The sequence below is a fragment of the Chloroflexia bacterium SDU3-3 genome, assembly GCA_009268125.1.
Classification (GTDB): Bacteria; Chloroflexota; Chloroflexia; order Chloroflexales; family Roseiflexaceae; genus SDU3-3.
On sequence record WBOU01000014.1, the window covers coordinates 105,429 to 125,426 of the forward strand.

The 19,998-nt window shown below is 66.2% G+C and carries 17 protein-coding genes and 1 pseudogene; 11 read left to right on the forward strand and 7 right to left on the reverse strand.

From position 1 onward, the window contains the following. Window positions 1–29: 29 nt before the first annotated feature. The 5 genes and pseudogenes from F8S13_20380 (at window position 30) to F8S13_20400 (ending at window position 5,675) form a co-directional block, all read left to right on the forward strand. Complete coding sequence (locus F8S13_20380; protein ID KAB8141163.1) at window positions 30–1,601, forward strand: HlyD family efflux transporter periplasmic adaptor subunit; 1,572 nt, start codon at window positions 30–32, stop codon at window positions 1,599–1,601. 294 nt (window positions 1,602–1,895) lie between these two features. After that, entirely contained in the window at window positions 1,896–2,894 is a 999-nt protein-coding gene (locus F8S13_20385) for a hypothetical protein (protein ID KAB8141164.1), read from the forward strand. A 228-nt stretch (window positions 2,895–3,122) separates the two neighbouring features. Then, a pseudogene (locus tag F8S13_20390) lies at window positions 3,123–3,230 on the forward strand (mycofactocin biosynthesis peptidyl-dipeptidase MftE). Window positions 3,231–4,321: 1,091 nt separating this feature from the next. Continuing rightward, entirely contained in the window at window positions 4,322–4,987 is a 666-nt protein-coding gene (locus F8S13_20395) for a hemolysin III family protein (protein ID KAB8141233.1), read from the forward strand. After that, window positions 4,965–5,675, forward strand: coding sequence for a VTT domain-containing protein (locus tag F8S13_20400; protein ID KAB8141165.1), 711 nt, complete (start codon window positions 4,965–4,967; stop codon window positions 5,673–5,675). Before F8S13_20395 ends, F8S13_20400 begins: the two co-directional genes overlap by 23 nt. A 69-nt stretch (window positions 5,676–5,744) precedes the next feature. Here F8S13_20400 and F8S13_20405 read toward each other — a convergent pair whose 3' ends face one another. From F8S13_20405 to F8S13_20415, 3 genes are all read right to left on the reverse strand, one after another. Then, window positions 5,745–5,963 (reverse strand): heavy-metal-associated domain-containing protein, encoded by a 219-nt coding sequence (locus F8S13_20405; protein KAB8141166.1) that lies wholly within the window; start codon window positions 5,961–5,963, stop codon window positions 5,745–5,747. A 562-nt stretch (window positions 5,964–6,525) separates the two neighbouring features. Beyond that, window positions 6,526–7,581, reverse strand: a complete 1,056-nt coding sequence (locus F8S13_20410; protein KAB8141167.1) for a galactose mutarotase — start codon at window positions 7,579–7,581, stop codon at window positions 6,526–6,528. Window positions 7,582–7,620: 39 nt separating this feature from the next. Then, on the reverse strand, window positions 7,621–9,108 hold the full coding sequence (locus F8S13_20415; GenBank protein ID KAB8141168.1) for an alpha-N-arabinofuranosidase: 1,488 nt from the start codon (window positions 9,106–9,108) through the stop codon (window positions 7,621–7,623). Between the two features lie 370 nt (window positions 9,109–9,478). Between F8S13_20415 and F8S13_20420 the strand changes: the two genes are divergently transcribed. Next, a complete protein-coding gene (locus F8S13_20420) occupies window positions 9,479–10,528 on the forward strand; it encodes a LacI family transcriptional regulator (GenBank protein ID KAB8141169.1) in 1,050 nt (349 codons plus the stop codon). 116 nt (window positions 10,529–10,644) lie between these two features. Continuing rightward, entirely contained in the window at window positions 10,645–12,009 is a 1,365-nt protein-coding gene (locus F8S13_20425) for a PAS domain-containing protein (GenBank protein ID KAB8141170.1), read from the forward strand. On the opposite strand, the gene F8S13_20430 is transcribed toward F8S13_20425, so the two are convergent. Beyond that, window positions 12,006–13,109: an aminopeptidase gene (locus F8S13_20430; GenBank protein KAB8141171.1), complete on the reverse strand. Its 1,104-nt coding sequence runs from the start codon at window positions 13,107–13,109 to the stop codon at window positions 12,006–12,008. The two genes, F8S13_20425 and F8S13_20430, sit on opposite strands and share 4 nt — an antisense overlap. Window positions 13,110–13,249: 140 nt before the next feature. On the opposite strand from F8S13_20430, the gene F8S13_20435 reads away from it, so the two are divergent. Further along, complete coding sequence (locus F8S13_20435; protein ID KAB8141234.1) at window positions 13,250–14,092, forward strand: ADP-ribosylglycohydrolase family protein; 843 nt, start codon at window positions 13,250–13,252, stop codon at window positions 14,090–14,092. A gap of 38 nt (window positions 14,093–14,130) precedes the next feature. Here F8S13_20435 and F8S13_20440 read toward each other — a convergent pair whose 3' ends face one another. Further along, window positions 14,131–15,339, reverse strand: coding sequence for a cytochrome P450 (locus F8S13_20440; protein KAB8141172.1), 1,209 nt, complete (start codon window positions 15,337–15,339; stop codon window positions 14,131–14,133). A 788-nt stretch (window positions 15,340–16,127) separates the two neighbouring features. Between F8S13_20440 and F8S13_20445 the strand changes: the two genes are divergently transcribed. Both F8S13_20445 and F8S13_20450 read left to right on the forward strand, forming a co-directional pair. Continuing rightward, window positions 16,128–17,375 (forward strand): cation:proton antiporter, encoded by a 1,248-nt coding sequence (locus tag F8S13_20445; GenBank protein ID KAB8141173.1) that lies wholly within the window; start codon window positions 16,128–16,130, stop codon window positions 17,373–17,375. A gap of 54 nt (window positions 17,376–17,429) precedes the next feature. Next, window positions 17,430–17,783, forward strand: coding sequence for a hypothetical protein (locus tag F8S13_20450; GenBank protein KAB8141174.1), 354 nt, complete (start codon window positions 17,430–17,432; stop codon window positions 17,781–17,783). A 51-nt stretch (window positions 17,784–17,834) separates the two neighbouring features. On the opposite strand, the gene F8S13_20455 is transcribed toward F8S13_20450, so the two are convergent. Further along, entirely contained in the window at window positions 17,835–18,344 is a 510-nt protein-coding gene (locus F8S13_20455; GenBank protein ID KAB8141175.1) for a hypothetical protein, read from the reverse strand. A gap of 84 nt (window positions 18,345–18,428) precedes the next feature. Then, a complete protein-coding gene (locus tag F8S13_20460) occupies window positions 18,429–19,280 on the reverse strand; it encodes a hypothetical protein (GenBank protein KAB8141176.1) in 852 nt (283 codons plus the stop codon). Window positions 19,281–19,776: 496 nt separating this feature from the next. On the opposite strand from F8S13_20460, the gene F8S13_20465 reads away from it, so the two are divergent. Further along, on the forward strand, window positions 19,777–19,959 hold the full coding sequence (locus F8S13_20465; protein ID KAB8141177.1) for a hypothetical protein: 183 nt from the start codon (window positions 19,777–19,779) through the stop codon (window positions 19,957–19,959). Window positions 19,960–19,998: the final 39 nt, after the last annotated feature.

Genomic DNA, 19,998 nt, shown 5'->3' on the forward strand with positions numbered 1-19,998 from the left:
CGCTCTGCCGCTTCACAGAGAGGTTTTCTATGCGACGTTCGACATATGCGCAGCGTAAGGCAGCCGCCGCCCTGTGCGCCGCGCTGCTGGCCGGGGGCGCGCTCAGCGCCTGCGGCAGCGCCGACACTGGCGCGGCGGCCACCGCCGCCCCCAGCAGCCTGGCCGTCAAGGCCGGGGGCCAGATCGTGGCCGAGTCCAAGGTTGTGCCGGTGCGCAGCGCCTCGCTCAGCCTCACAAACGCCGGGGTGGTGGCCGCCGTGCTGGTGAACGAGGGCGACACCGTGAAGGCCGGGCAGGTGCTGGTGAAGCTGGATGACCAGCACCAGAAGGCCAAGCTGGCCACCGCCCAGGCCCAGCTGGCCCAGGCCCAGGCCAGCTACGACAAGCTGCTGGCGGGCGCGCGCCCCCAGGAGATCGCCGCCGCCGAGGCCCAGCTGCGCCAGGCCCAGGCCCAGCTCCGTCAGGCGCGCTCTAGCGTCTCCGCCAACGATCTGAAGGCCGCCGAGGAGCAGGTGACCCAGGCCCAGGAGCAGCTGGCCCGGCTCAGCGCGGGCGCGAAGGACACCGACCTGCGCGCCGCCCAGGCCCAGCTAGCCCAGGCCCAGGCCGACCAGACCACCCAGCGCGACCAGCTCTCGTCGGCCAAGACCAGGGCCAAGAGCCAGCTCGATCAGGCCGCCAGCTCGCTGGTGCAGGCCCAGGCCGCCTACTCCACCGCCAAGTGGAACTGGGAGCACGTGGAGGCCCACGGCACCGACCCCGTCAGCCCCAGCACCACCGACGCCAGCGGCAAGACCAAGAGCAACAAGCTGAACGACGTGCAGAAGCAGCAGTACCGCGACACGCTCACCCAGACCGAGACGGCGCTGCACAACGCCGAGCAGGCCGTGGCCCAGGCCCAGGTGGCCTACGAGACGGCGGCCCAGAACGAGGTGAGCGGCAACCGATCGGCAGAAGAGGTGGTGGCCGCCTACCAGGCCAGCCTCGACAAGGTGCGCGCCGGTGCCGACGCCGACGCGCTGGCCAGCGCCCGCGCCCAGCTGGCCAGCGCCCGCGCCAGCGGCGAGAAGCTGACCGGCGAGCAGCGCCGCGCCGCGCTGGATGTGGCCCAGGCCGCCGTGGACGCCGCCCAGGCCAACCTCGACCTGCTCAAGGCTGGCTCCTCCGAGAGCGAGCTGATCCTGGCCCGCGCCCAGGTCGAGACCGCCAAGGCCGATCTGGCCCAGTCCCAGCTCGACCTCGACGAGACCCAGCTGAAGGCCCCCTTCGCCGGGGTGGTCTCGGCCATCGATCTGCGCCAGAGCGAGTTTGCCAGCGCTGGCTCGCCCGTGGTGCGCATCGCCGATACCTCGGTCTGGGAGATCGAGAGCACCGACCTGACCGAGCTGGATGTGGTGAATGTCCAGGTGGGCATGCCCGCCAGCATCACCTTCGACGCGCTGCCCGGCGTCACGCTCACCGGCAAGGTGACGCGCATCCGCACCTTTGGTGAGAACAAGCAGGGCGACATGACCTACACCGTGGTGGTTGCCCCCGATGAGCAGGATGCCCGCCTGCACTGGAACATGACCGCCACCATCAGCATCGACCCGGCCAAGTAGCCAGCGATGCAAACGCGCCCGGGTGTGGGTTTCCCCACGCCTGGGCGCGTTTGTGTCTCCCGCCAGATCCGCCGCTGTGCCGATGCGCGGCGCGGCGGCGAGGCCGATAATCGGCGCATGCGCTAATTCACCCACACCATAGGCGATCTGGCACACGTTTGGCTTGAAGGTTCGGCGACCTTACTTGCCGCTTTGCCGTGCCCTGAATCGTCGCCCGACCGCACCCCCACGCGGTCGCCGCTTTTCCCTATGCAAAAATGATCAGCAGTACGTGATCCACAAAGGAGGATCTGTATGACTCGCCCCTCTGTCCAGGTTCAGTCGCAGAACCAGATCGCCGCGCTGCGCACGCGCCTCGCCGCGCTGCTGCCCGAGCTTGTGGCTCTGCCCGGCGTGCTCGGCATCGTGCTCGGCGGCGGGATGTCGCGTGGCTACGCCGACCACCTGTCCGAGATCGACCTCACGCTCTACCTCACGTCGGATGCCTATCGGCGCTGGGTGAGTGGGCACGCGCCCTTGCCGCAGGGCATCGCGGTGCGCTCCGGCGCGCTGTACGACATTCGCTTTGCCGATCTGGATGCCGAGCGCGCCGCCGAGTGGTCGGATGATGCGCTGTGGGATGCCTCCTACGCCGAGGTGCTGCACGACCCGCAGGGCCTAGTGGCGCAGCTGCTGGCCTCCAAACTGGCCGTGCGCCCCCGCCCCGAGGATGCCGAGGGGCCGCTGTTCAGCTGCTGGTGGTACTTTCGGCTTGCGGGGGACATCTGGCTGCACCGCAGCGATGTGCCGCAGGGCCACCACATGCTCGGCCAGGCGGTTGTGGCGCTTGCCAAGGCGCTCTTCTTGGCCAACGGCGAGCGGGTGCCGCACGAGAAGTGGCTGCTGCACATGAGCCGCAGCCTGCCCTGGCTGCCCGCGCGCTGGCCGGAGCGGCTGGCCGCAGCGATGGCCACGGGCGACATGGGGCTTGCGGGCCTGCGCCAGCGCCAGGCTGCCATCCAGTCGCTCTGGGAAGAGGTGGACGCCTTCGCGCGCGGGGCGCTGCCAGTGCCCATGATGCAGCGCACGTTCTACCGCCTGCTGCTGATGCTGGCCGAGCGCGGCGCGCTGCCGCTAGCCGAGTGGCAGCAGCACGCTGATCTGTCGCTGCTCAGCAGCGAGCCGTTCCATAGCCTGGTGCGGGTCGAGGTCGATATGGTCACCCTCGACCGCGACCTGCTGCGGCAGATCGGGCCGGATGCCATGTATGCGTGGCACTATCAGGTGGTGCGAGCGGTTGCGGGTGGCTGTTAGGTGGCAGCGCGGCGCAGGGCCGCGCCCCCGCGCCGCGCTGCCTCGTCTATAGCCGCAGCTTCCCTGGCAGCTCGAAGGGCCTGCTGAAGATCGGGTGCCGCGCCCGCACCGCCGCCACCTCGGCGCGCTGCGCGGGCGTGAGCCGCAGGCCGTTGCCACGCTCGGGGGTGTCGCGCGCCAGCGCAGTGTTGGCCTGCGAGTCATGCGCGTACACCGCGATCGCGTCCGCCACCGCCGCCACCGGCAGCCCGCAGTGCGCGAAGATCGCGGCCAGCGCCTGCGCGGGCCTGCCCACGAGGTCGGCATAGTCCACCGCCAGCACGGGCAGGCCCGCCGCGTACTTGGCCAGGTACCACTCGATCACCGCCTCCCACCACACCCCCAGCTGCTCCATCAGCGTCACGCTGGTGCTCCCTGGGGCAAAATAGTGCTCGCGCGGCTGGAGATCATCGTGGAAAATCTGCTCGAACAGCATCAGCATCATGTCCAGCGGCATCACCTCGGGGTCGCCGCGATTCTTGGCGATGCGGTAGAACGACTCGATCCATCCATCCATCTCGCGGTAGAGGAAGAGGTTGCTGGCCTGCGGGAAGGTCTGCTGGTATACGTCCATCACCTGCGTGCCCTCGTTGCGCAGCTTCACCACGAAGTGGCTGGCCTGCTTGATCGGCGTTGGGCGGAACAGGAAGCGCATGCAGGCGTCGAGCATCTGTCGCAGCTCGGCCTCGCGCCCGGCGAACGTGTGGCGCAGGTGCACGAACTGGGTGGCCGCATCTGGCTCGGAGAGGCTGAGCACGTGGTCGAGCGTGTTGAGCGCGTGGTGCAGCAGGGTCGAGCCGCTGCGCCCGGTCATGTAGATGACCGTCAGCCCGCGCACCGGCGGCAGATCCTGGGCCAGCGCGAGAAAGTCCTCGTAGGGCACCGCCAGCAGCCGCAGGGCCTGCTCGTACTGTGTCTGGTAGACGAAGGGCACCTTGCTCAGATCGACCTGCGGCGGCAGCTCGACGAAGATCGCGCGCTGGCGCGGCTCGTCAAAGCAGTAAAGGCTCAGGTTTGGCTGCGAGAGAATGCTGGCGGAGTCGATGTTCTCGGCGGGCGCGAGCGTGAAATCCGCGAGGCTTGCGATCATGGCGGGCATCTGGCGATGACGCTTGGCGATCGTGAAGATCTCGGTGGGCATGTCCTGCTCTCCTCTGATTGTGGCGGTCTTTGCTGTGCTGCGATGAATCCGGTAGAGCAAAGAAAGACGTGCTCGTAGTATATTCGTTAGGGGGTGAAATAGTCAATCGTGCAAAGTAATCTGCGCACTCCGTGGGGCGCTGGCGGCTATGGTATACTTGCTGCGCCGTTGCCGATGATGACAACCACATACCGTTTACAAAGCGCCAGGAGCCGCCGTGACCGAGCAGAATGCTAGACTTGACCCGATGATAAGCTCGCCCAATAGCAGCGAGTATTTTAACGCCATCAGCCACCTGATCGGGGCGATCCTGTCGATCTCGGCGCTGGCCGTGCTGGTCACCCTGTCTGCTCTGGAGCATAAGTGGGCGCATCTGGTCGGCTTCGCCATCTACGGCACGGGCATGTTTCTCTCGTTTCTGGCCAGCACGCTGCTGCACTTCTTTGTGCTGTTTGGCCGCTACCGCCGGGTGTTTGGCGTGCTCGACCACTGCGCGATCTACCTGCTGATCGCCGGGACGTATACGCCCTTCTGCCTTGCGGTGGTGCGCGGCGCGGCGGGCTGGTGGCTGTTCGGCATCATCTGGAGCCTGACGGTCTTCTTTATCACGATCAAGGCGATCTTCTTCGCCAAGCTGCCGGTGCATTTCTCGAATGCGACCTACCTGCTGATGGGCTGGCTGGTGGTGTTCTTCCTGGTGCCTATCTACCAGCAGCTGGGCCTGGGCGCGATCCTGCTGATGGCCGCTGGGGGCGTGTCCTACACCATCGGCGCGATCAGCTTTGGGCTGGGCAAGCCCAACCCATTCCCGCCGCACTTCGGCAACCACGAGCTGTGGCATATTGCCGTGCTGGCAGGCAACGCGCTGTTTTTTGTGGTGATGCTGCGCTATGTGCTGCCCTACGCGGGCTAGCGGCGATAGATCGAGGAGTGTTCGGGTGAAAAAATATGTTGTGATCGCTGTCGCCGCCGCAGTGGTGCTGGGCGGGCTGGTGGCGCTGCGGCTGGCCGGGGCCAGCTTCGATGTGGCGGCGGTGCGGCAGCTGCTGGCGGGCCTGGGGCCGTGGGGGCCGCTGGCGCTGGTGGCGGCGCTGGCCGCCGTGCTGGTGGTGCCGGTCATCCCCGCCAGCGCCTTCCAGATCGCGGCGGGGCTGGCCTTCGGCCCGTGGCTGGGGCTGCTGGCCGTGTCGCTGGCCGATGTGCTGGGCGCGAGCCTGGGCTTCTGGCTGGCCCGCCGCTGGGGCGGCCAGATCACCCGCAGGCTCTCGCCCGCCAGCCAGGCCCAGATCGAGCGGCTCACCCGCCGCACCAGCTGGCGCATGGTGATGCTGCTGCGGCTGCTGCCCGGCCCGGCCTACCCGCTGGTCTCCTTCGCGGCTGGCTTCTCGCCGCTGGGCTTCTGGGCCTACACCGCCGCGTCGTTCGCCGGGGTGTTTCCGGCGCTGGCCCTGCTGGTCTTCGCTGGCGATCTGGTCACGCGCTCGCCGCTGCTGGCCACGGCGCTGGTGGTGGCGCTGGTGGGCAGCCTGGCCCTGGCCGGGCGGCTGCTGGGCCGCGTCGCCGCCGATGACCCTGCGCCCGACCCCGGCGGCGTTGCCTAGCGCGGCGGGGCGCAGAAAACGGGCGGGGGAAGCGCTCCCCCGCCCGTTTTTGCTGGGTTGGCCTGCAAGTTAGGCTGCCACAGGCTGCACCTCGTCGTAGCCCGCCTCGTTGATGGCGGCCACGATCGCGGCGCTGTCGACCTGGCTGTCGTGCTCAATCGTCACCAGCTTGTCGTCGAGGCTGATATCGATCTTCTGGATGCCAGGCAGAGTCTTCACCTCGTTGGTGATGGCGTTGACGCAGTGCTGGCACGAAATATCGGGGACGCGGAATTGATCTTTTGACATGATAGACCTCGCTTGATAAACCTCATCTGCACCAGTATAGCGCAGAACGCAGCGTTTTGGGGGAGAGCGCTCTGGTATCAATAGAGTCGATGCGTTCTCGTTCGGTAGAGCGGCTTACCACCAAGATTCCAACACTCCAAGGAACAAAAGGGAACGAATAGTACGGCGGCGCGAAGCACAGCACTTGCAGGTTGAAGTGCTGCATACGAGCATTGCGCCCATGTCGCCTGCGATCATAGCTCGCTGCGCCACCGTGCTACCTGGCCCATGCGGCAGATGGTGCCGGTTGTGTTTTGATGGCCCTATGCACGAATACCAGCTACCGGGAAATGGTATCGGAACGCTGCAAATTGGGGGTTCCAAGGGGGTGATGCTCCCTGGTGGGGTCACAGGGTAGGCGCTGTGCGCCGCCCTCGCATTGCCGACGGCCAGCCCTGCGGGGCGCTCACGGGGAATGGCCATATGCGCGTCAAAAAGTGACACTGTCGAAGGGCAGGCCTCCTCTAGCGCCCAAGCGCAGGGCCGACCATTGGCATGCCAATGGTCGGCCCTGCGCTGCGCGCTAGCCCTGGGTGCTGAACGCGAAGATCGTAGTCTGGCGGTACTCCTCGCCGGGGCGCAGCTCGGTGGATGGGAACTGCGGCTGGTTGGGCGAGTCGGGGAAGTGCTGGGTCTCCAGGCAGAAGCCGCTGCGCGGCGGGTAGCTGGCCCCGCCTTTGCCCGGCTGCTTGCCATCCAGCATATTGCCGGTGTACAGCTGCACGCCCGGCTCGGTGGTGCGCAGCTCCATCACACGACCGGAGCTGGCCTCGCTGACACGGCAGACGGTGGCCAGCTGGCCGGCGGGCTTGGCGAATACCCAGGTGTGGTCGTAGCCGTGGGCGTAGCGCAGCTGCTCGTCGTCGGCGTCGATCTGCGCGCCCAGCGCGATCGGCCCGGTCAGGTCCATCGGCGTGCCCTTCACCGCGCGCAGCTCGCCCGTGGGGATAAGCGTGCTGTCCACCGGCACGAAGGTCGGCGCATCCAGCGCGATCTGGTGGCCCAGAATATCGCCCGCGCAGGCCAGGTTGAAGTAGGCGTGGTTGGTCAGGTTCACCACCGTCAGCTTATCGGTGGCGGCGGTGTAGTCGATCTGCAGCTCGTTGCTGTTGGTGAGCGTGTAGACCACCGTCACCGTCAGGGTGCCGGGGTAGCCCTCCTCCATGTCGGCGCTCACATAGCGCAGCGCTAGGCTGGGGCCGCTGGGCGTCTCGCTGGGTGTGGCCTGCCAGATCACCTGGTGGAAGCCGCCGGGGCCGCCGTGCAGGTGGTTCGGCCCATCGTTCTTGGCCAGCTGGTAGGTTACGCCGCCCAGGGTGAACTGGGCGTTGGCGATGCGGTTGCCGAACCGCCCCACCAGCGACCCAAAGAACGGGTGGCTGTGCAGGTACGGCTCTAGGGTGTCGAAGCCCAGCAGCACGTCGCCCAGCGCGCCGCTGCGGTCGTGGGTGCGCAGCGCGGTGAGCGTGCCCCCAAGCGTGATGATGTCGGCCTCCATGCCGCTGGTGTTGGTCAGGGTGTAGCGCTCGATCGGTGTTCCGTCGGCTGCGGTGCCAAACGGCTGACTGGTGATCGTCATACCTACCTCATCTGAATAATGTTGCAGCTGCCCTGCGGCCTAGCGCAGCACCACCGTGGCCATCGAGTGCGCGGGCAGTTCGATCTGCCACACGCCTGGCTCGACCGCCTGCACCGCCAGCGCGGCGGGCGCGACGGCCTGCGGGGCCTGGGCGTTGTTCTGGGCGCGCGGGTCGTCGGCGGCCAGCAGCTCGCCGTTGGCCTGCTGCCACTGGCCCAGCCCGGCGATCCGCACGCTTGCGCTCTGATTATAATGCCTGTTGACCACCGTGATGGCGGCGCCGTCGGCGCTGCGCGAGGCGGTGGCGGTCACGGCGGGGCTGCCGTCGGGCAGCGTGTGGCCTGCGGCGTGCTCCACCGGCAGCGCCTGCGCGCCGATGTGCGGGGTGTGCATGCGCAGCGCGTGGTAGGTGGGCGTCAGCCACATGGCCCCGCCCTCAGTCATCACCGGCGCGTGCAGCACGTTCACGATCTGGGCGAGGTTGGCCATGGAGAGCACGTTGCACTGGCGGTGGAAGGCCTCAAGCGCCACGGCGGCGGCCAGGGCGTCGCGCAGGGTGTTGGCCTGCTCGTAGGTGTTGGGGCTGCGGCGCTCGATGTTCTCGCCCGGCCCCCACGCCCGCTCCTCGGGGTGCCACACGCCCCACTCATCCAGCGCGATGCCGACCTTGTGCCTGCCGCCGGTGGCCTGCTCGATCAGCTGGGCGGTGTCGATGATGAAGTCCTCGGTGGCCTGGGCCTCACTCAGCAGGGTGTAGTAGTCCTGCTCGGTGAAGTTCAGCTCGGGGCCGCCGTTCACCCAGTAGCGGTGGATCGAGAAGTGGTCGACGAGGTCGATGTGGCTGCGCACCTCATCCAGAATGGCGGCATTCCACTCGTGCTCGAACCCGCACAGCACTAGCTCGGTGTTGGCGTCCACGTGGCGCAGCATGGTGGCGTAGCGCAGATACTCGCGGCCATACACGCGGGCGTCGTAGTTGCCGCCGCAGCCCCAGCTCTCGTTGCCCACGCCCCACAGGCGCACGCCGAACGGCTTCTCTGCGCCGTTGGCCACGCGCAGCTTGCCGAGGTCGGTGGGCACGCTGGTGTTGCAGTACTCCAGCCAGTCGCACAGCTCCTGCGCGGTGCCGCTGCCCACGTTGCCCGCCAAATACGGCTCGGCCCCCAGCAGCGCGCACAGGCGCATGAACTCGTGGGTGCCAAGGGTGTTATCGTCGGCCACCTGCAGCCCGCACGAGATGCCCAGCCGCACCGGGCGCTGGGCCACCGGCCCGATGCCGTCGCGCCAGTGGTAGTGGTCGGCGTAGCAGCCGCCCGGCCAGCGCAGCAGCGGCACCGGCAGGGCCTTCAGCGCCGCGACCACGTCGGCGCGGAAGCCATCCTGGTGCGCGATCTCGCGCTCGCCCAGGCCGACCCACAGGCCATCGTAGCAGCAGCGGCCCAGGTGCTCGGCAAAGTGCCCGTAGATCCGGGGCGAGATGACGCCGATCGGCGCATCGGTGCGGACGTTTAATGTGGTAGTGCTCATCGTTGAGTTCCTTGTGCCTGAACAGCGGTTGATAGCCCGAGTATAGGATTCTTCGTAGTAGTTGTCAACTAGTAGTATGTGAAATACGTACTAGAATTTCTATATCTATTCTATAGCGTGGTGACGATATCGGCGAAATAAGCGGGAGAATAGCGCCTTATCTAGCCCGCTGTTTGTTGATGGAATGGTGCAAGGTTTCCTGATCGGGCTAGGAGCCGGTAACTAAACACCTACTTGACATCTAGTAAATAATTCATATCATTAAGTCAATACGAATAAAGCCTACGATCGCCCTCTCAGAAGGCGGAGCACGAGAGCGCTGGCGGTACGCGCGCTACGGCCAGCAGCGGCGATTGTTGATAGGGTTGCTATGAAAAAACGAAAACCGAGCATGCGGGATGTTGCCGACCATGCAAATGTCTCTGTCTCAGCAGTGTCGCTGGTTGTGCGCAAGAAGCCGGGTGTCTCCGACGATACCCGCGAGCGTGTGTGGAATGCTATCGCCGAGCTTGGCTACACCGTCAGCGAGGCGAGCGACACCACCCGCGCCCCTACCGTGGCCCTGCTGATCGAGCGCGGCTCGATGCCGGCCATCCTCGATATCTTCTATGGCGAGGTCATCCGTGGGTTCCAGAGCGAGGCCCAGCGCATGGGCTACCAGGTGATGCTGCACATGTTCGACCGCGCCGCCGAGCGCTTCGAGCATATGTACAGCGGCCTGGGCGATGACATCCAGGGCTTTGTGATCGCCAACGACGGCGATATCACATCCGACCTGATCACGCAGGCGCAGGCCACCAACCTGCCGCTGGTGCTGATCGAGAGCTCGGTGCCCGGCCAGCACGTGCCCTGCGTGGTGGGCGACAACTTCCAGGCGGGCTACACTGTCACGCGCCATCTGATGGATCAGGGCCACACCAAGATCGCCGTGCTGCGCGGGGCCAGCAAGTACAGCAGCCTGGTCGATCGCCTGCGCGGCTCGCTGGCAGCCCTGGCCGAGTCTCGCCTGCTGCCGCTGCCCGAGTGGATGCCGCCCCCCGATGGCAAGCCCTTCCAGCGCGGCTACATCCAGATGCAGTCGATCCTGCAGCAGGATTCCTACCCCACCGCTGTGGTGGCGATCAGCGACAAGACCGCCTTCGGCGCGATGGAGGCGATCAAGGAGGCCGGCCTGCGCATCCCCGAGGACATCGCGATCGTCAGCATCGACGATGTGGCCGAGAGCGCCTACACGCGCCCGCCGCTCACCTGCTTCCACATCCCGCGCGCCGACATGGGCATCCTGGCTATGCAGAAGCTGCACCGCCTGATCACCGGCGAGGCCGAGATCCCGGTGAAGAGCATTGTCTACGGCGAGCTGGTGGTGCGCGCTAGCAGCAGCGCCGAGCCAGTGCCCGCCGAGCTGGGCCACCGCGCCTAGTCGCATACCAGCCCGCACCCCTGATCAGATTCCCATCGGTCAGTAGGACCGCCATCCTATAGGCGTGCGGGCTTTTCCCCTCTATAATTCCCATTAGTCTTCACATCGCATCTTGCATGCCACCCCAACGGCCTATCGCTATCCGAGCCACATACGAAAGCAGATGCCACATGGCCATCACCCCCATGGCGGGATCCTCCGCCCCTCTTTCTGTGGAATCGCTGCAGGAGCGGATCGCCGCCCTGGAGCGGCAGCTTGCCGATTGCCAGCAGGGCGCTCTGCGCGCCCAGACGATGCACGCGATGTTTGAGCACATGCACCTGGGCATTATCATCTACCAGCTCGAAGACCCCAACGATGACAGCTCGCTGCAGCTGATCACCGCCAACCCGGCGGCTCGCATGTTTGTGGGCGGCTTCGACATCCTGGCCCATGTGGGCAAGCGCATCACCGAGATCTTCCCCAACATCAGCGCCTACCCCGAGAGCCTGCGGCAGTACTCGCTGGTGGCATCCACGGGTGTGTCGCAGGACATGGGCGATCTGCCCTACTATGACGAGCAGCTGGGGCTGGATGCGTTCTACTCGGTGCAGGCGGTGGCGATCGGCGAGATGCAGGTGGCGATCCTGTTTGAGGATGTGACCGAGCGCAAGCGCGCCGAGGATCGCATTCGGGTGTATGAGGAGACGATTGGGAATATGGAGACCGGGGTAGTGGTGCTGCACCTTACGGCCCCCGATAACCCAGAGTCCCTGACGATCATCGCCGCCAACCAGCAGGCCTCGTACTATACCGAGCTGGATCTACAGCACAAGATCGGCGCTCGTTTCTCCGAGGTGTTCCCGGATGCTGTGGTCAATGGCCGCGCCGCCACCTACGCCCAGGTGGCCGCCTCGGGCAAGAGCGCCTTTGTAGGCGAGTTCCCCGCCGTCATCCATGGCCAGCACGAGTGGGTCAGCATCAAGGCGGTGGCCCTGCCCGATCACCGCGTCAGCATCATCTTCGACACCATCACCGAGCGCAAGCGGGCCGAGGAGATGCTGCGCCAGAACATCCAGCAGGAGGAGACGATCTTGGCGCAGCAGACCGCGCTTGAGGCCCTCTCCACCCCGCTCATCCCGCTGAACGATCGGGTGGTGGTGATGCCGCTGGTGGGCGCGCTCGACTCGCGGCGGGCGCAGCGGGTGATGGACACCCTGCTGGAGGGCATCACCACCCACGGCGCAAGCATCGCCCTGCTCGACATCACCGGCGTGACGGTGGTGGACACCCAGGTGGCCAGCGCGCTGGTGCGGGCCGCGCAGGCCGCCAAGCTGCTGGGCACCCAGGTGATGATCACCGGCATCCGCCCCGAGGTGGCCCAGACCCTGATCGGCCTGGGCGTCGACCTGAGCGGGATCGTAACCCAGAGCACCCTGCAGACCGGCGTGAGCCTTGCGCTGCTGCGCCCGGCCCAGCGCGGGGCGGCGGCGCGCAACTAGATCTGGAACTCGCCGTTCTTGTAGAACAGCTCGCCGTCGATCAGCACCTCGCTGTCCTGGCGCATGTCGCAGATGAAATCCCAGTGGACGCTGGAGCGGTTGCGGCTACCCGTCTCGGGGTAGCCCGCCCCCACGGCCATGTGCAGCGACCCGCCGATCTTCTCGTCGAACAGGATGCTCTTGGTGAACTGTTTGATGCCGTAGTTGGTGCCAAAGGCGAACTCGCCCAGGTAGCGCGAGCCCTCGTCGCTGTCCAGCTGGCTGATCAGGTAGTCCTCGTTTTTGCTAGCCTTGGCGCTCACCACCTTGCCATCCTTGAACTCTAGCTGCACGCCCTCCACCTCGCGCCCGCCCCGGATCGCGGGGTAGGTGAAGTTCACCCAGCCGTTCACCGACTGCTCCACCGGCCCGGTGAAGATCTCGCCGCTGGGCATGTTGCGCTTGCCGTCGGAGTTGATGAAGCTGCGGCCGTCGATCGAGAGCGTCATGTCGATGTTGGGGCCGCGCACCACCACCTCGCGCTTGCCCTTGAGCCAGTCCACCAGGCGCTGCTGCGACTGGCGTATGTCCGTCCAGCAGGCGATCGGGTCGGGCTGGTCGGCGAAGGTGGCGGCGTAGACAAAGTCCTCGTAGGCCCGCAGGCTCATGTCGGCATCCTGGGCGAAGGCCTCGCAGGGGTACTGCGTGATCGTCCAGCGCCAGGTGCCCTCCGCCGAGCGCTGCATGCGCTTGCCGCTGCCCTGCCGCGCGGCCTTCTGGTAGATCTGCATCTTGCGCGGGTCGATGCCGGTGAGCGCGCGGGTGTTGGATGGCGCGCTGATGCCGATGGTGCAGTCGACCTTCTCGGCGATGATATCCTCAAATGGCGAGATCCAGCTGAGCTGCTCGTCGCTGGCGTGCTCAAGCCGCGCCTCGGTGAGGCGGCTGTCGCTCAGGGTGATCGTGGGGTTGCCGCCCGCCTTCACCACCTCGCGCACCACCTCGGTCACGAGGGGCAGCGCGATCACGTCGCCGTTGACCACCACCCAGTCGCCTGGCTTCACCGCGACGCAGTAGTTGACCAGCGTCGCCGCAAGCTTTTCCATCCGTGGGTCTGCCATTGCCTTCTCCTTATTGCGCAGCGCCGCCGCACAGGGCAGCTCGGGTTCGTTCGGGTGTGATAGTACCACACTCTCTCTGCGCAGGGCAGCGCTGTGCTATCATTCGTTGGGTGGAGCCTTTGAATGAGAAGGGTGACAAGATGCTGCTGGAGCTTGCGATTGGCGACGCCTACGGCGCGGGGTTCGAGTTCGCGCCCGAGCGGGCGGCGCAGAACACCTTGGAGCGCTACCTGCCGCACCCGCGCTACGCCAGCGCGCCCGGCAGCTACACCGACGACACCCAGATGAGTCTGGCCATCGCCGAGGCGCTGCTCGCGGGTGGCGCGTGGGAGCCGCAGCTGCTGGCCGACCACATGCTGTCCGCATTCCGCCGCGATGTGCGCGAGGGCTATGCCGAGGGCTTCTACCGCCTGCTGATGGGCTGCGCCAGCGGCGGCGAGCTGCTGGCGGCGCTGCGGCCCACCAGCGACAAGAACGGCGCGGCCATGCGCGCATGCCCGCTGGGCGTGCTGCCCGATGTGGCCGCCGTCCTGGCCTACAGCCGCACCCAGGCCGCCGTCACGCACGATACGCCCGGCGGCATCGCATCGGCGCAGGCCGTAGCGCTGCTGGCCCACTACTTTCTGTATCGGCGCGGGCCGAGGGCGCAGGCGGCGGCCTTTCTGGATGCGCACGTGCCGGGCTACGGCTGGGGCCAGCCCTGGGCTGGTGTGGTCTCGACCAATGGCGTGGAGACGGCGCGCGCCGCCATCGGCGTGGTGCTCTCGCGTGAGAGCATGAGCGCCATGCTGCGCGCGTGTGTGGCGCTCACTGGCGACACCGACACGGTGGCCGCGATCGCGCTGGGCGTTGCCTCCTGCTGCGAAGAGGTGACGCGCGACCTGCCCGCGCCGCTGCTGGATGGGCTGGAGCAGGGGCCGTATGGCCGCGCCTATCTAGAGCAGATCGACCGCAGGCTGCTGGCCATGGTTGTCGGGGGGTGATCGGGGCGTGCGATCGGCGCTGGCCGCACGCCTGGGCGCTAGCTGAAGGTGACTGGCAGTCGCTGCAGGCCACGCACCAGCGTGCTGGGCCGCCAGCGCAGCTCCTCGATGGAGATGCCCAGCGCTAGGTCGGGCAGGCGGCGGAACAGGGTGCCGATCGCGATCTGGCCCTCGATCCGGGCCAGCGGTGCGCCGAGGCAGTAGTGGATGCCGTGCCCAAAGGCCACGTGGCGGTTGTCGCCGCGGGTGATGTCTAGCGCATCGGCGTCGGCGAAGCGGCTGCTGTCGCGGTTTGCCGACGAGAGCACCACGATCACGATATCGCCGCGCTGCATCGGCACGCCCTGGAACTCCATATCCTCCTTGGCGAAGCGCAGCGTGGATGTCTCGACCGGGCCATCGTAGCGCAGAAACTCCTCGATGGCGCTGGGCAGCAGCTCGGGCCGCTCACGCAGTAGCTCGCGCTGGTCGGGGTGCAGCAGCAGGGCCAGCGCGCCGTTGCCGATCAGGTTGACCGTGGTCTCGTGCCCAGCCACGATCAGCAGGAAGACCATGGAGAGTAGCTCGTCCTCGCTCAGCCGGTCGCCCGCCTCCTCGGTGCGCACCAGCGCGCTGATCAGGTCTTCCTGTGGCTCGGCGCGTCGTTTGGCGACCAGATCGCCCAGGTAGGCGCTGAACTCGGTGTAGACTTTGGTGAGCAGAGCCATGCGGGCGGGGGTTGGCTCGTTGGCCACCACCACATCCGACCACGCGCGGAAGCGGTCGCGGTCCTCGACCGGGATGCCCAGCAGCTCGGCGATTACCGTGATTGGCAGCAGGAAGGCGTAGTCCTCGATCAGATCCATGCTGCCGCGCGCCTGTACCTGATCGATCAGCCCGTCGGCGATCTGCTGGATGCGCGGGCGCATCTGCTCCATCATGCGCGGCGTGAAGGCCTTGCTCACCAGCGAGCGCAGGCGGGTGTGGTCGGGCGGGTCCTGCGAGAGCATGTGCTGGCCCAGCCGGGTCAGCGGCGAGGATTTCTGCTCGGCCAGCTCGGCGGGCGAGAGGATGCTGCGCCAGTTTTTCACCAGGCGCGGCTCGTGGATGGCGGCCAGCACATCGTCGTAGCGGGTGATCAGCCAGAACTGCCGCCCGTCGGGCGCGGACACGCGGCAGATCGGCTGCTCGTCGCGCAGGTGGGCGTAGATGCTGTGGATGCGGGTCTTGGCCTCGGCGCTCCAGAAATCCAGCTGGGTTGCGGTCATGGGTGCTCCTCCCTGCTAGAAGAGTCGGGTGGTGCAGCGCAGTTAGGGATGTTGGGTTGGTTATAGCAGATTGTGCAAAAATGAGCAATATACCGCTGGCAGTTGGGCATGTGCACGATGCAATCATGGGCGTAAGGGCGGGTCTCGTGCCCGCCCGCGCCGTGTTGCATCGTATGCATCCCAGGGGCGTTCGATGACGCCGATGCACGCGAAGCGGATCAGCATCGCCACGCGCCGTTATCATCGGTTGGCGCTCGATGCCTGCGGTGGGCTGCGATGGGGCGGGCACCAGACCCGCCCCTGCATCTTGGCGAGGCATTGCGATCATCGGATCGGATGCGATGTCGGCAATGGTGATCATCGGTAGTCGACCGCCTATTTTTGCCAAAAAAGCAGAGGAATGCCATAGAAAAATGACACATGTTGAGGGCCTCACTCCCTTCGATCCCCCAATGTTGAGCGTTCCTCTGCTGTTCTCTGGCCGCTGGTGTTCGTGCATAGAGCCAGTTTGCACGGGCAGCACCTTCGCCGGGTGGGCCGGGTGGGTAGAGTGGAGCGACGATAACGCATCATAGGCGATGTGCGTGCAGTGCCCGTTCTCAGCGATAGATAGATGCTCGTGCTTGCATTTTTGAGCTCCTTTTAGTATAGTTGCACCACAACCCAAGAGGAGGCGCGGCTCCAAGGACATCCGCGCACTGGTGGAGGCTGTCACAGAATTTGTGCTGCCTCTTTTTTGTTGCCTTTTTTGCTGGAAAGAAGTTAGGCAGTGCTAGAGGAGGTGGGTGATGTCAGATTTTCTCCAGCTGGTGCTGGTGCTTGCGATCCTGATCAGCGCGACCAAGGTGGCGGGCCTGCTGAGCACGCGGATGGGCCAGCCCGCCGTGCTGGGCGAGCTGCTGGTGGGCCTGCTGCTGGGGCCGAGCCTGCTGAACGTGGTGCATCTGCCGTTTTTTACTAGCAGCCATCTGGATACGACCATCCACGAGCTGGCCGAGTTTGGCGTGATCTTCCTGATGTTCATTGCCGGGCTGGAGATCGAGGTGGATGAGCTGCGCAAATCGGGCAAGGTAGCCTCGTTTGCCGGGGTGCTGGGCGTGCTGGTGCCGCTGGGGCTGGGCTGGGGCCTGGGCGCATTGTTTGGCTACGACACCCAGCACGCCCTGTTCATCGGCGTGCTGATGACGGCCACCAGCGTCAGCATCTCGGCGCAGACGCTGATGGAGCTGGGCGTGCTGCGCTCGCGGGTGGGCGTGGCGCTGCTAGGGGCTGCTGTGCTGGATGATGTGCTGGTCATCCTGGTGCTGTCGGTATTTCTGGCCATCGTCGGCGGCGACGGCGGGGCGATCAGCATCGTGTGGACCTTTGTGCGCATGGTGCTGTTCCTGGGCGGCACGCTGCTGATCGGTCGGCGGCTCATCCCCTGGCTGGCCCAGCGTGTGGCCCGCTGGCCGATCAGCCAGCCGGTGGTGACGCTGGCGGTCGTGGTGGCCCTGCTGTTCGCCTGGATGGCCGAGGTGCTAGGCGGCGTGGCGGCGATCACCGGCGCTTTTCTGGTGGGCGTGCTGTTCGCGCGCACCCCCCAGCGCGGCCAGATCGAGCGTGGCATCCAGGGCCTGGCCTACGGCTTCCTCGTGCCGATCTTCTTCGCCAGCATCGGCCTGCAGACCGACGCCCGCGCGCTGGATGGCTCCATGGTGCTGTTCACCGTGCTGGCCTGCCTGGTAGCGGTCATCTCCAAGGTGGTGGGCTGCGGCCTGGGCGCGCGGCTGGGCGGCTTCCCGGCGCGCGAGTCGCTGCAGCTGGGCGTGGGCATGATCTCGCGCGGCGAGGTGGGCCTGATTGTGGCCTCGGTGGGCATCTCGGCGGGCCTGATCGGCCAGGATATCTTCGCCATGACCGTGATCATCGTGCTGGTGACCACGCTGGTGACGCCGCTGCTGCTGCGTGCGGTGTTTGGTCGAGCGGCCTCGCCATCTTCCAAGCAGCCGCCACGCAGCGAGGGCGCCGATACGCCGGTGCCCGCCGCCGAGTGAGACTTGGTGCGGCAACCATACGTATACAGTGGTGTACTGTGAAGAGGAGAAGCTATGAGCTATATGGTCTTTCTGGTGCTGCCGCAGTCCGATCTGCTCGATGCGGTGCTGGACGCGTGGCGCGGCGTGGGGGTAGAAGACATAACGGTGCTACAGAGCAAGAGCATGATCCAGCAGACCAGCCGCTGCAACCGTGATGATCTGCCGCTGTTCCCATCGATGCACGATCTGTTCGATAACGATGAGTTCGACCACTACACGCTGTTCTCGGTGGTGGGCAGCGAGGATCTGATCGATCGCCTGATCGCGGCGACCGAGCGCGAGGTGGGCGATCTGGATCGGCCCGACAATGGGGTGATGTTTGCGCTGCCGGTGGTGCGCAGCAAGGGCATGCGTTTGCCGCGCTAGCGCACAGCAACAGCCGCCATGGGTCGCACGCCCACGGCGGCTGTTTGCTTCCTAACTAATAGGGCGGATCAGCATGATGCCGTGGTAGCCGCGCCCATGGATCTCGGGCAGCATGCCCACGGGGCTGAAGCCCTGCGCGCTCCACCACTGGTACTCGGGGCGGTTGGTGGCCTTCAGCTTCTGCAGCTCCTCGCCGATCGGGCCGAGCGGGCGCAGGTGGCAGGTGAACCCGCGCGAGCCGATGATGTAGCTCAGGTAGCGGGCCTGGCGCTCCTGCGCCCACAGCACGCACTGGTTGAGCAGCGGGGCCAGCGCGGGGCCGATGGTGTAGTGGCCGCGCTCCTCGGCCCCCAGCCCGATGATTTCGCCGATGCGGTACGTCTCGTGCCAGGTGCAGAGCACCCAGCCGGTTGGGTGGCGGCTATCATTGGTGATAGCCCAGCCGATGCCAGTGCCCAGGTGGGCGATGGCGTCATCGACCTCCCATGTGTCGGGCCGCAGCCGATGCATCAGCGCGGCGACCGCTGGGATGTTGGCGGTGGTCAGTAGCTCGATCTGCATATGGCGGCTATTATACTACAGGGTGTCGTTAGCGCCTGCAGCGTACGCACCCATGCCAAACGGGGCCATATGCTGCTGGGTGCGCTATGCCTCCACGGCCTGTTTTTCGAGCATCTCCTGCGCGGTCTTCTGCATGTATTCGGCCATGCGCTGGCGTTGGGTCTCCTTGGGCTGCACCGGGCAGTTGAGGCAGTACTCCTGGCCGGGCAGGCGGTAGCTGTAGCAGCACGAGCCGCGCCGCACAAACAGCTCGCTGTACGCGCCGTGCTGCTCACGGGCCACACCGGTCTTTCCGCGCAGCGGCGGCTGGCCCACCAGCGCGGGGATCTCGTGCTCGCTGCAGTCCTCGCGGCCGATCATCTGGGCCATCCACAGGAACAGCCCGGCCAGCCGGTCGGCGGCGTTGGCCCACAGCGCCCGCTCGCCGATGGATGTGCGGGCGCGCAGCAGCGCGATCATGGGCGGGATGTAGCTCTCGGTCAGCTGGGCCACGAAGTGCTGGCGCAGCGCCTCGGGGCTGGGCAGCGCGGCGGCGTGGGGGTGGGCGGCGGCCTGCCCGCCCGCCACGGTGGCGAATGCGCCGCGCTGGAACGCTACGGCTACGTAGTGCTCGGCTGGGCGGATGGAGAGCGCGATGTTCTCAAGGGTCAGGTCGGGGATGACCTGGCTGCTCAGGTAGCCGCCGATGGCCGCGCACATGGGCTGGGTGATGTAGAAGCTGAGGATGCTGGCGGCGGCGTAGTAGCGGTCGGGTCGCGCGGCGATCATCTGGTCGAGCAGGGCGCTGGCGGCGCTGCCCGCGCGGAAGAGGTCGGCGGCGGGCAGCCATTCCTCGCCCTGCTGGGGGCCTGCGAAGAAGTGGAAGTAGGGGTTGAGGCTGTTGATATGGGCCAGCGTGGCCTCCAGCGGCGTGGCTGTCTCGTTTTGATGTGACATAATCAGCGTCCTTGACCAGAGCGTTCGTGCCGCTGGTTAGCATAGGCTAATATCCCCTATTTGTCAACTTAAAACTGTTGAAATAGCGGATAGCTGGATGTGCTGCCAGCCTTTCTGTATTGGTAGCGTGGACCGGTGGTATGTTGGGAGATACGCTTACCTGCAAAATAGAGGGTTTATTTCATACGCTTGTTTTTTGTATATACTGTGATCAATCGAGATAATATCTATAGAATAAGGGCTAGTGAGCGAGAAATATTTGTGAATAGCGAGATTGAGACGAGCTTTATCCAAGCCTTTGTGCGCCGCGAGCGACGGGCGCGCCCGCTTCGAGCTGGCGTCGCCCGCGAGGCGCGGGGCGTTCCTGAGCCGCCTGTGCCACCAGTATGCAGATGTGCTGGATACGCGCTACCTCATAGCGCTGGAGGGGGCGATCTCGGGGCATCGTGCCACTTTAAGCGCGCTTCTCGGCAGGGGAGCACCGCGCACATGCTATGTGCTATCGAGCATTGCCGAGCTGGATGGCCGCGAGCTGCCGCTTGCCCATGCGCTTGAGCGAGTGGTGGGCTATGGGCTGCCCAGCGTCGTGATCTGCATCGCTGGCAGGCTTGGCTATTTCGAGGCCGAGCAGGAGCACGGCCCGCCGCCGCGCTACTGGCTGGAGCGCCCGCAGATCTGAGCGCTGCCGAGCGCACAATGCCCCGCCCAACGAAGACGT

Bases quoted from the DNA above. Each gene is read 5' to 3' on its own strand.
- F8S13_20455 (KAB8141175.1), bottom strand. From the start codon at position 18,344: ATGCAGATCGAGCTACTGACCACCGCCAACATCCCAGCGGTCGCCGCG.
- F8S13_20395 (KAB8141233.1), top strand. From the start codon at position 4,322: ATGATAAGCTCGCCCAATAGCAGCGAGTATTTTAACGCCATCAGCCAC.
- F8S13_20450 (KAB8141174.1), top strand. From the start codon at position 17,430: ATGAGCTATATGGTCTTTCTGGTGCTGCCGCAGTCCGATCTGCTCGAT.
- F8S13_20405 (KAB8141166.1), bottom strand. From the start codon at position 5,963: ATGTCAAAAGATCAATTCCGCGTCCCCGATATTTCGTGCCAGCACTGC.
- F8S13_20460 (KAB8141176.1), bottom strand. From the start codon at position 19,280: ATGTCACATCAAAACGAGACAGCCACGCCGCTGGAGGCCACGCTGGCC.
- F8S13_20430 (KAB8141171.1), bottom strand. From the start codon at position 13,109: ATGGCAGACCCACGGATGGAAAAGCTTGCGGCGACGCTGGTCAACTAC.
- F8S13_20435 (KAB8141234.1), top strand. From the start codon at position 13,250: ATGCTGCTGGAGCTTGCGATTGGCGACGCCTACGGCGCGGGGTTCGAG.
- F8S13_20425 (KAB8141170.1), top strand. From the start codon at position 10,645: ATGCCACCCCAACGGCCTATCGCTATCCGAGCCACATACGAAAGCAGA.
- F8S13_20445 (KAB8141173.1), top strand. From the start codon at position 16,128: ATGTCAGATTTTCTCCAGCTGGTGCTGGTGCTTGCGATCCTGATCAGC.
- F8S13_20415 (KAB8141168.1), bottom strand. From the start codon at position 9,108: ATGAGCACTACCACATTAAACGTCCGCACCGATGCGCCGATCGGCGTC.
- F8S13_20385 (KAB8141164.1), top strand. From the start codon at position 1,896: ATGACTCGCCCCTCTGTCCAGGTTCAGTCGCAGAACCAGATCGCCGCG.
- F8S13_20410 (KAB8141167.1), bottom strand. From the start codon at position 7,581: ATGACGATCACCAGTCAGCCGTTTGGCACCGCAGCCGACGGAACACCG.
- F8S13_20420 (KAB8141169.1), top strand. From the start codon at position 9,479: ATGAAAAAACGAAAACCGAGCATGCGGGATGTTGCCGACCATGCAAAT.
- F8S13_20400 (KAB8141165.1), top strand. From the start codon at position 4,965: ATGTGCTGCCCTACGCGGGCTAGCGGCGATAGATCGAGGAGTGTTCGG.
- F8S13_20440 (KAB8141172.1), bottom strand. From the start codon at position 15,339: ATGACCGCAACCCAGCTGGATTTCTGGAGCGCCGAGGCCAAGACCCGC.
- F8S13_20380 (KAB8141163.1), top strand. From the start codon at position 30: ATGCGACGTTCGACATATGCGCAGCGTAAGGCAGCCGCCGCCCTGTGC.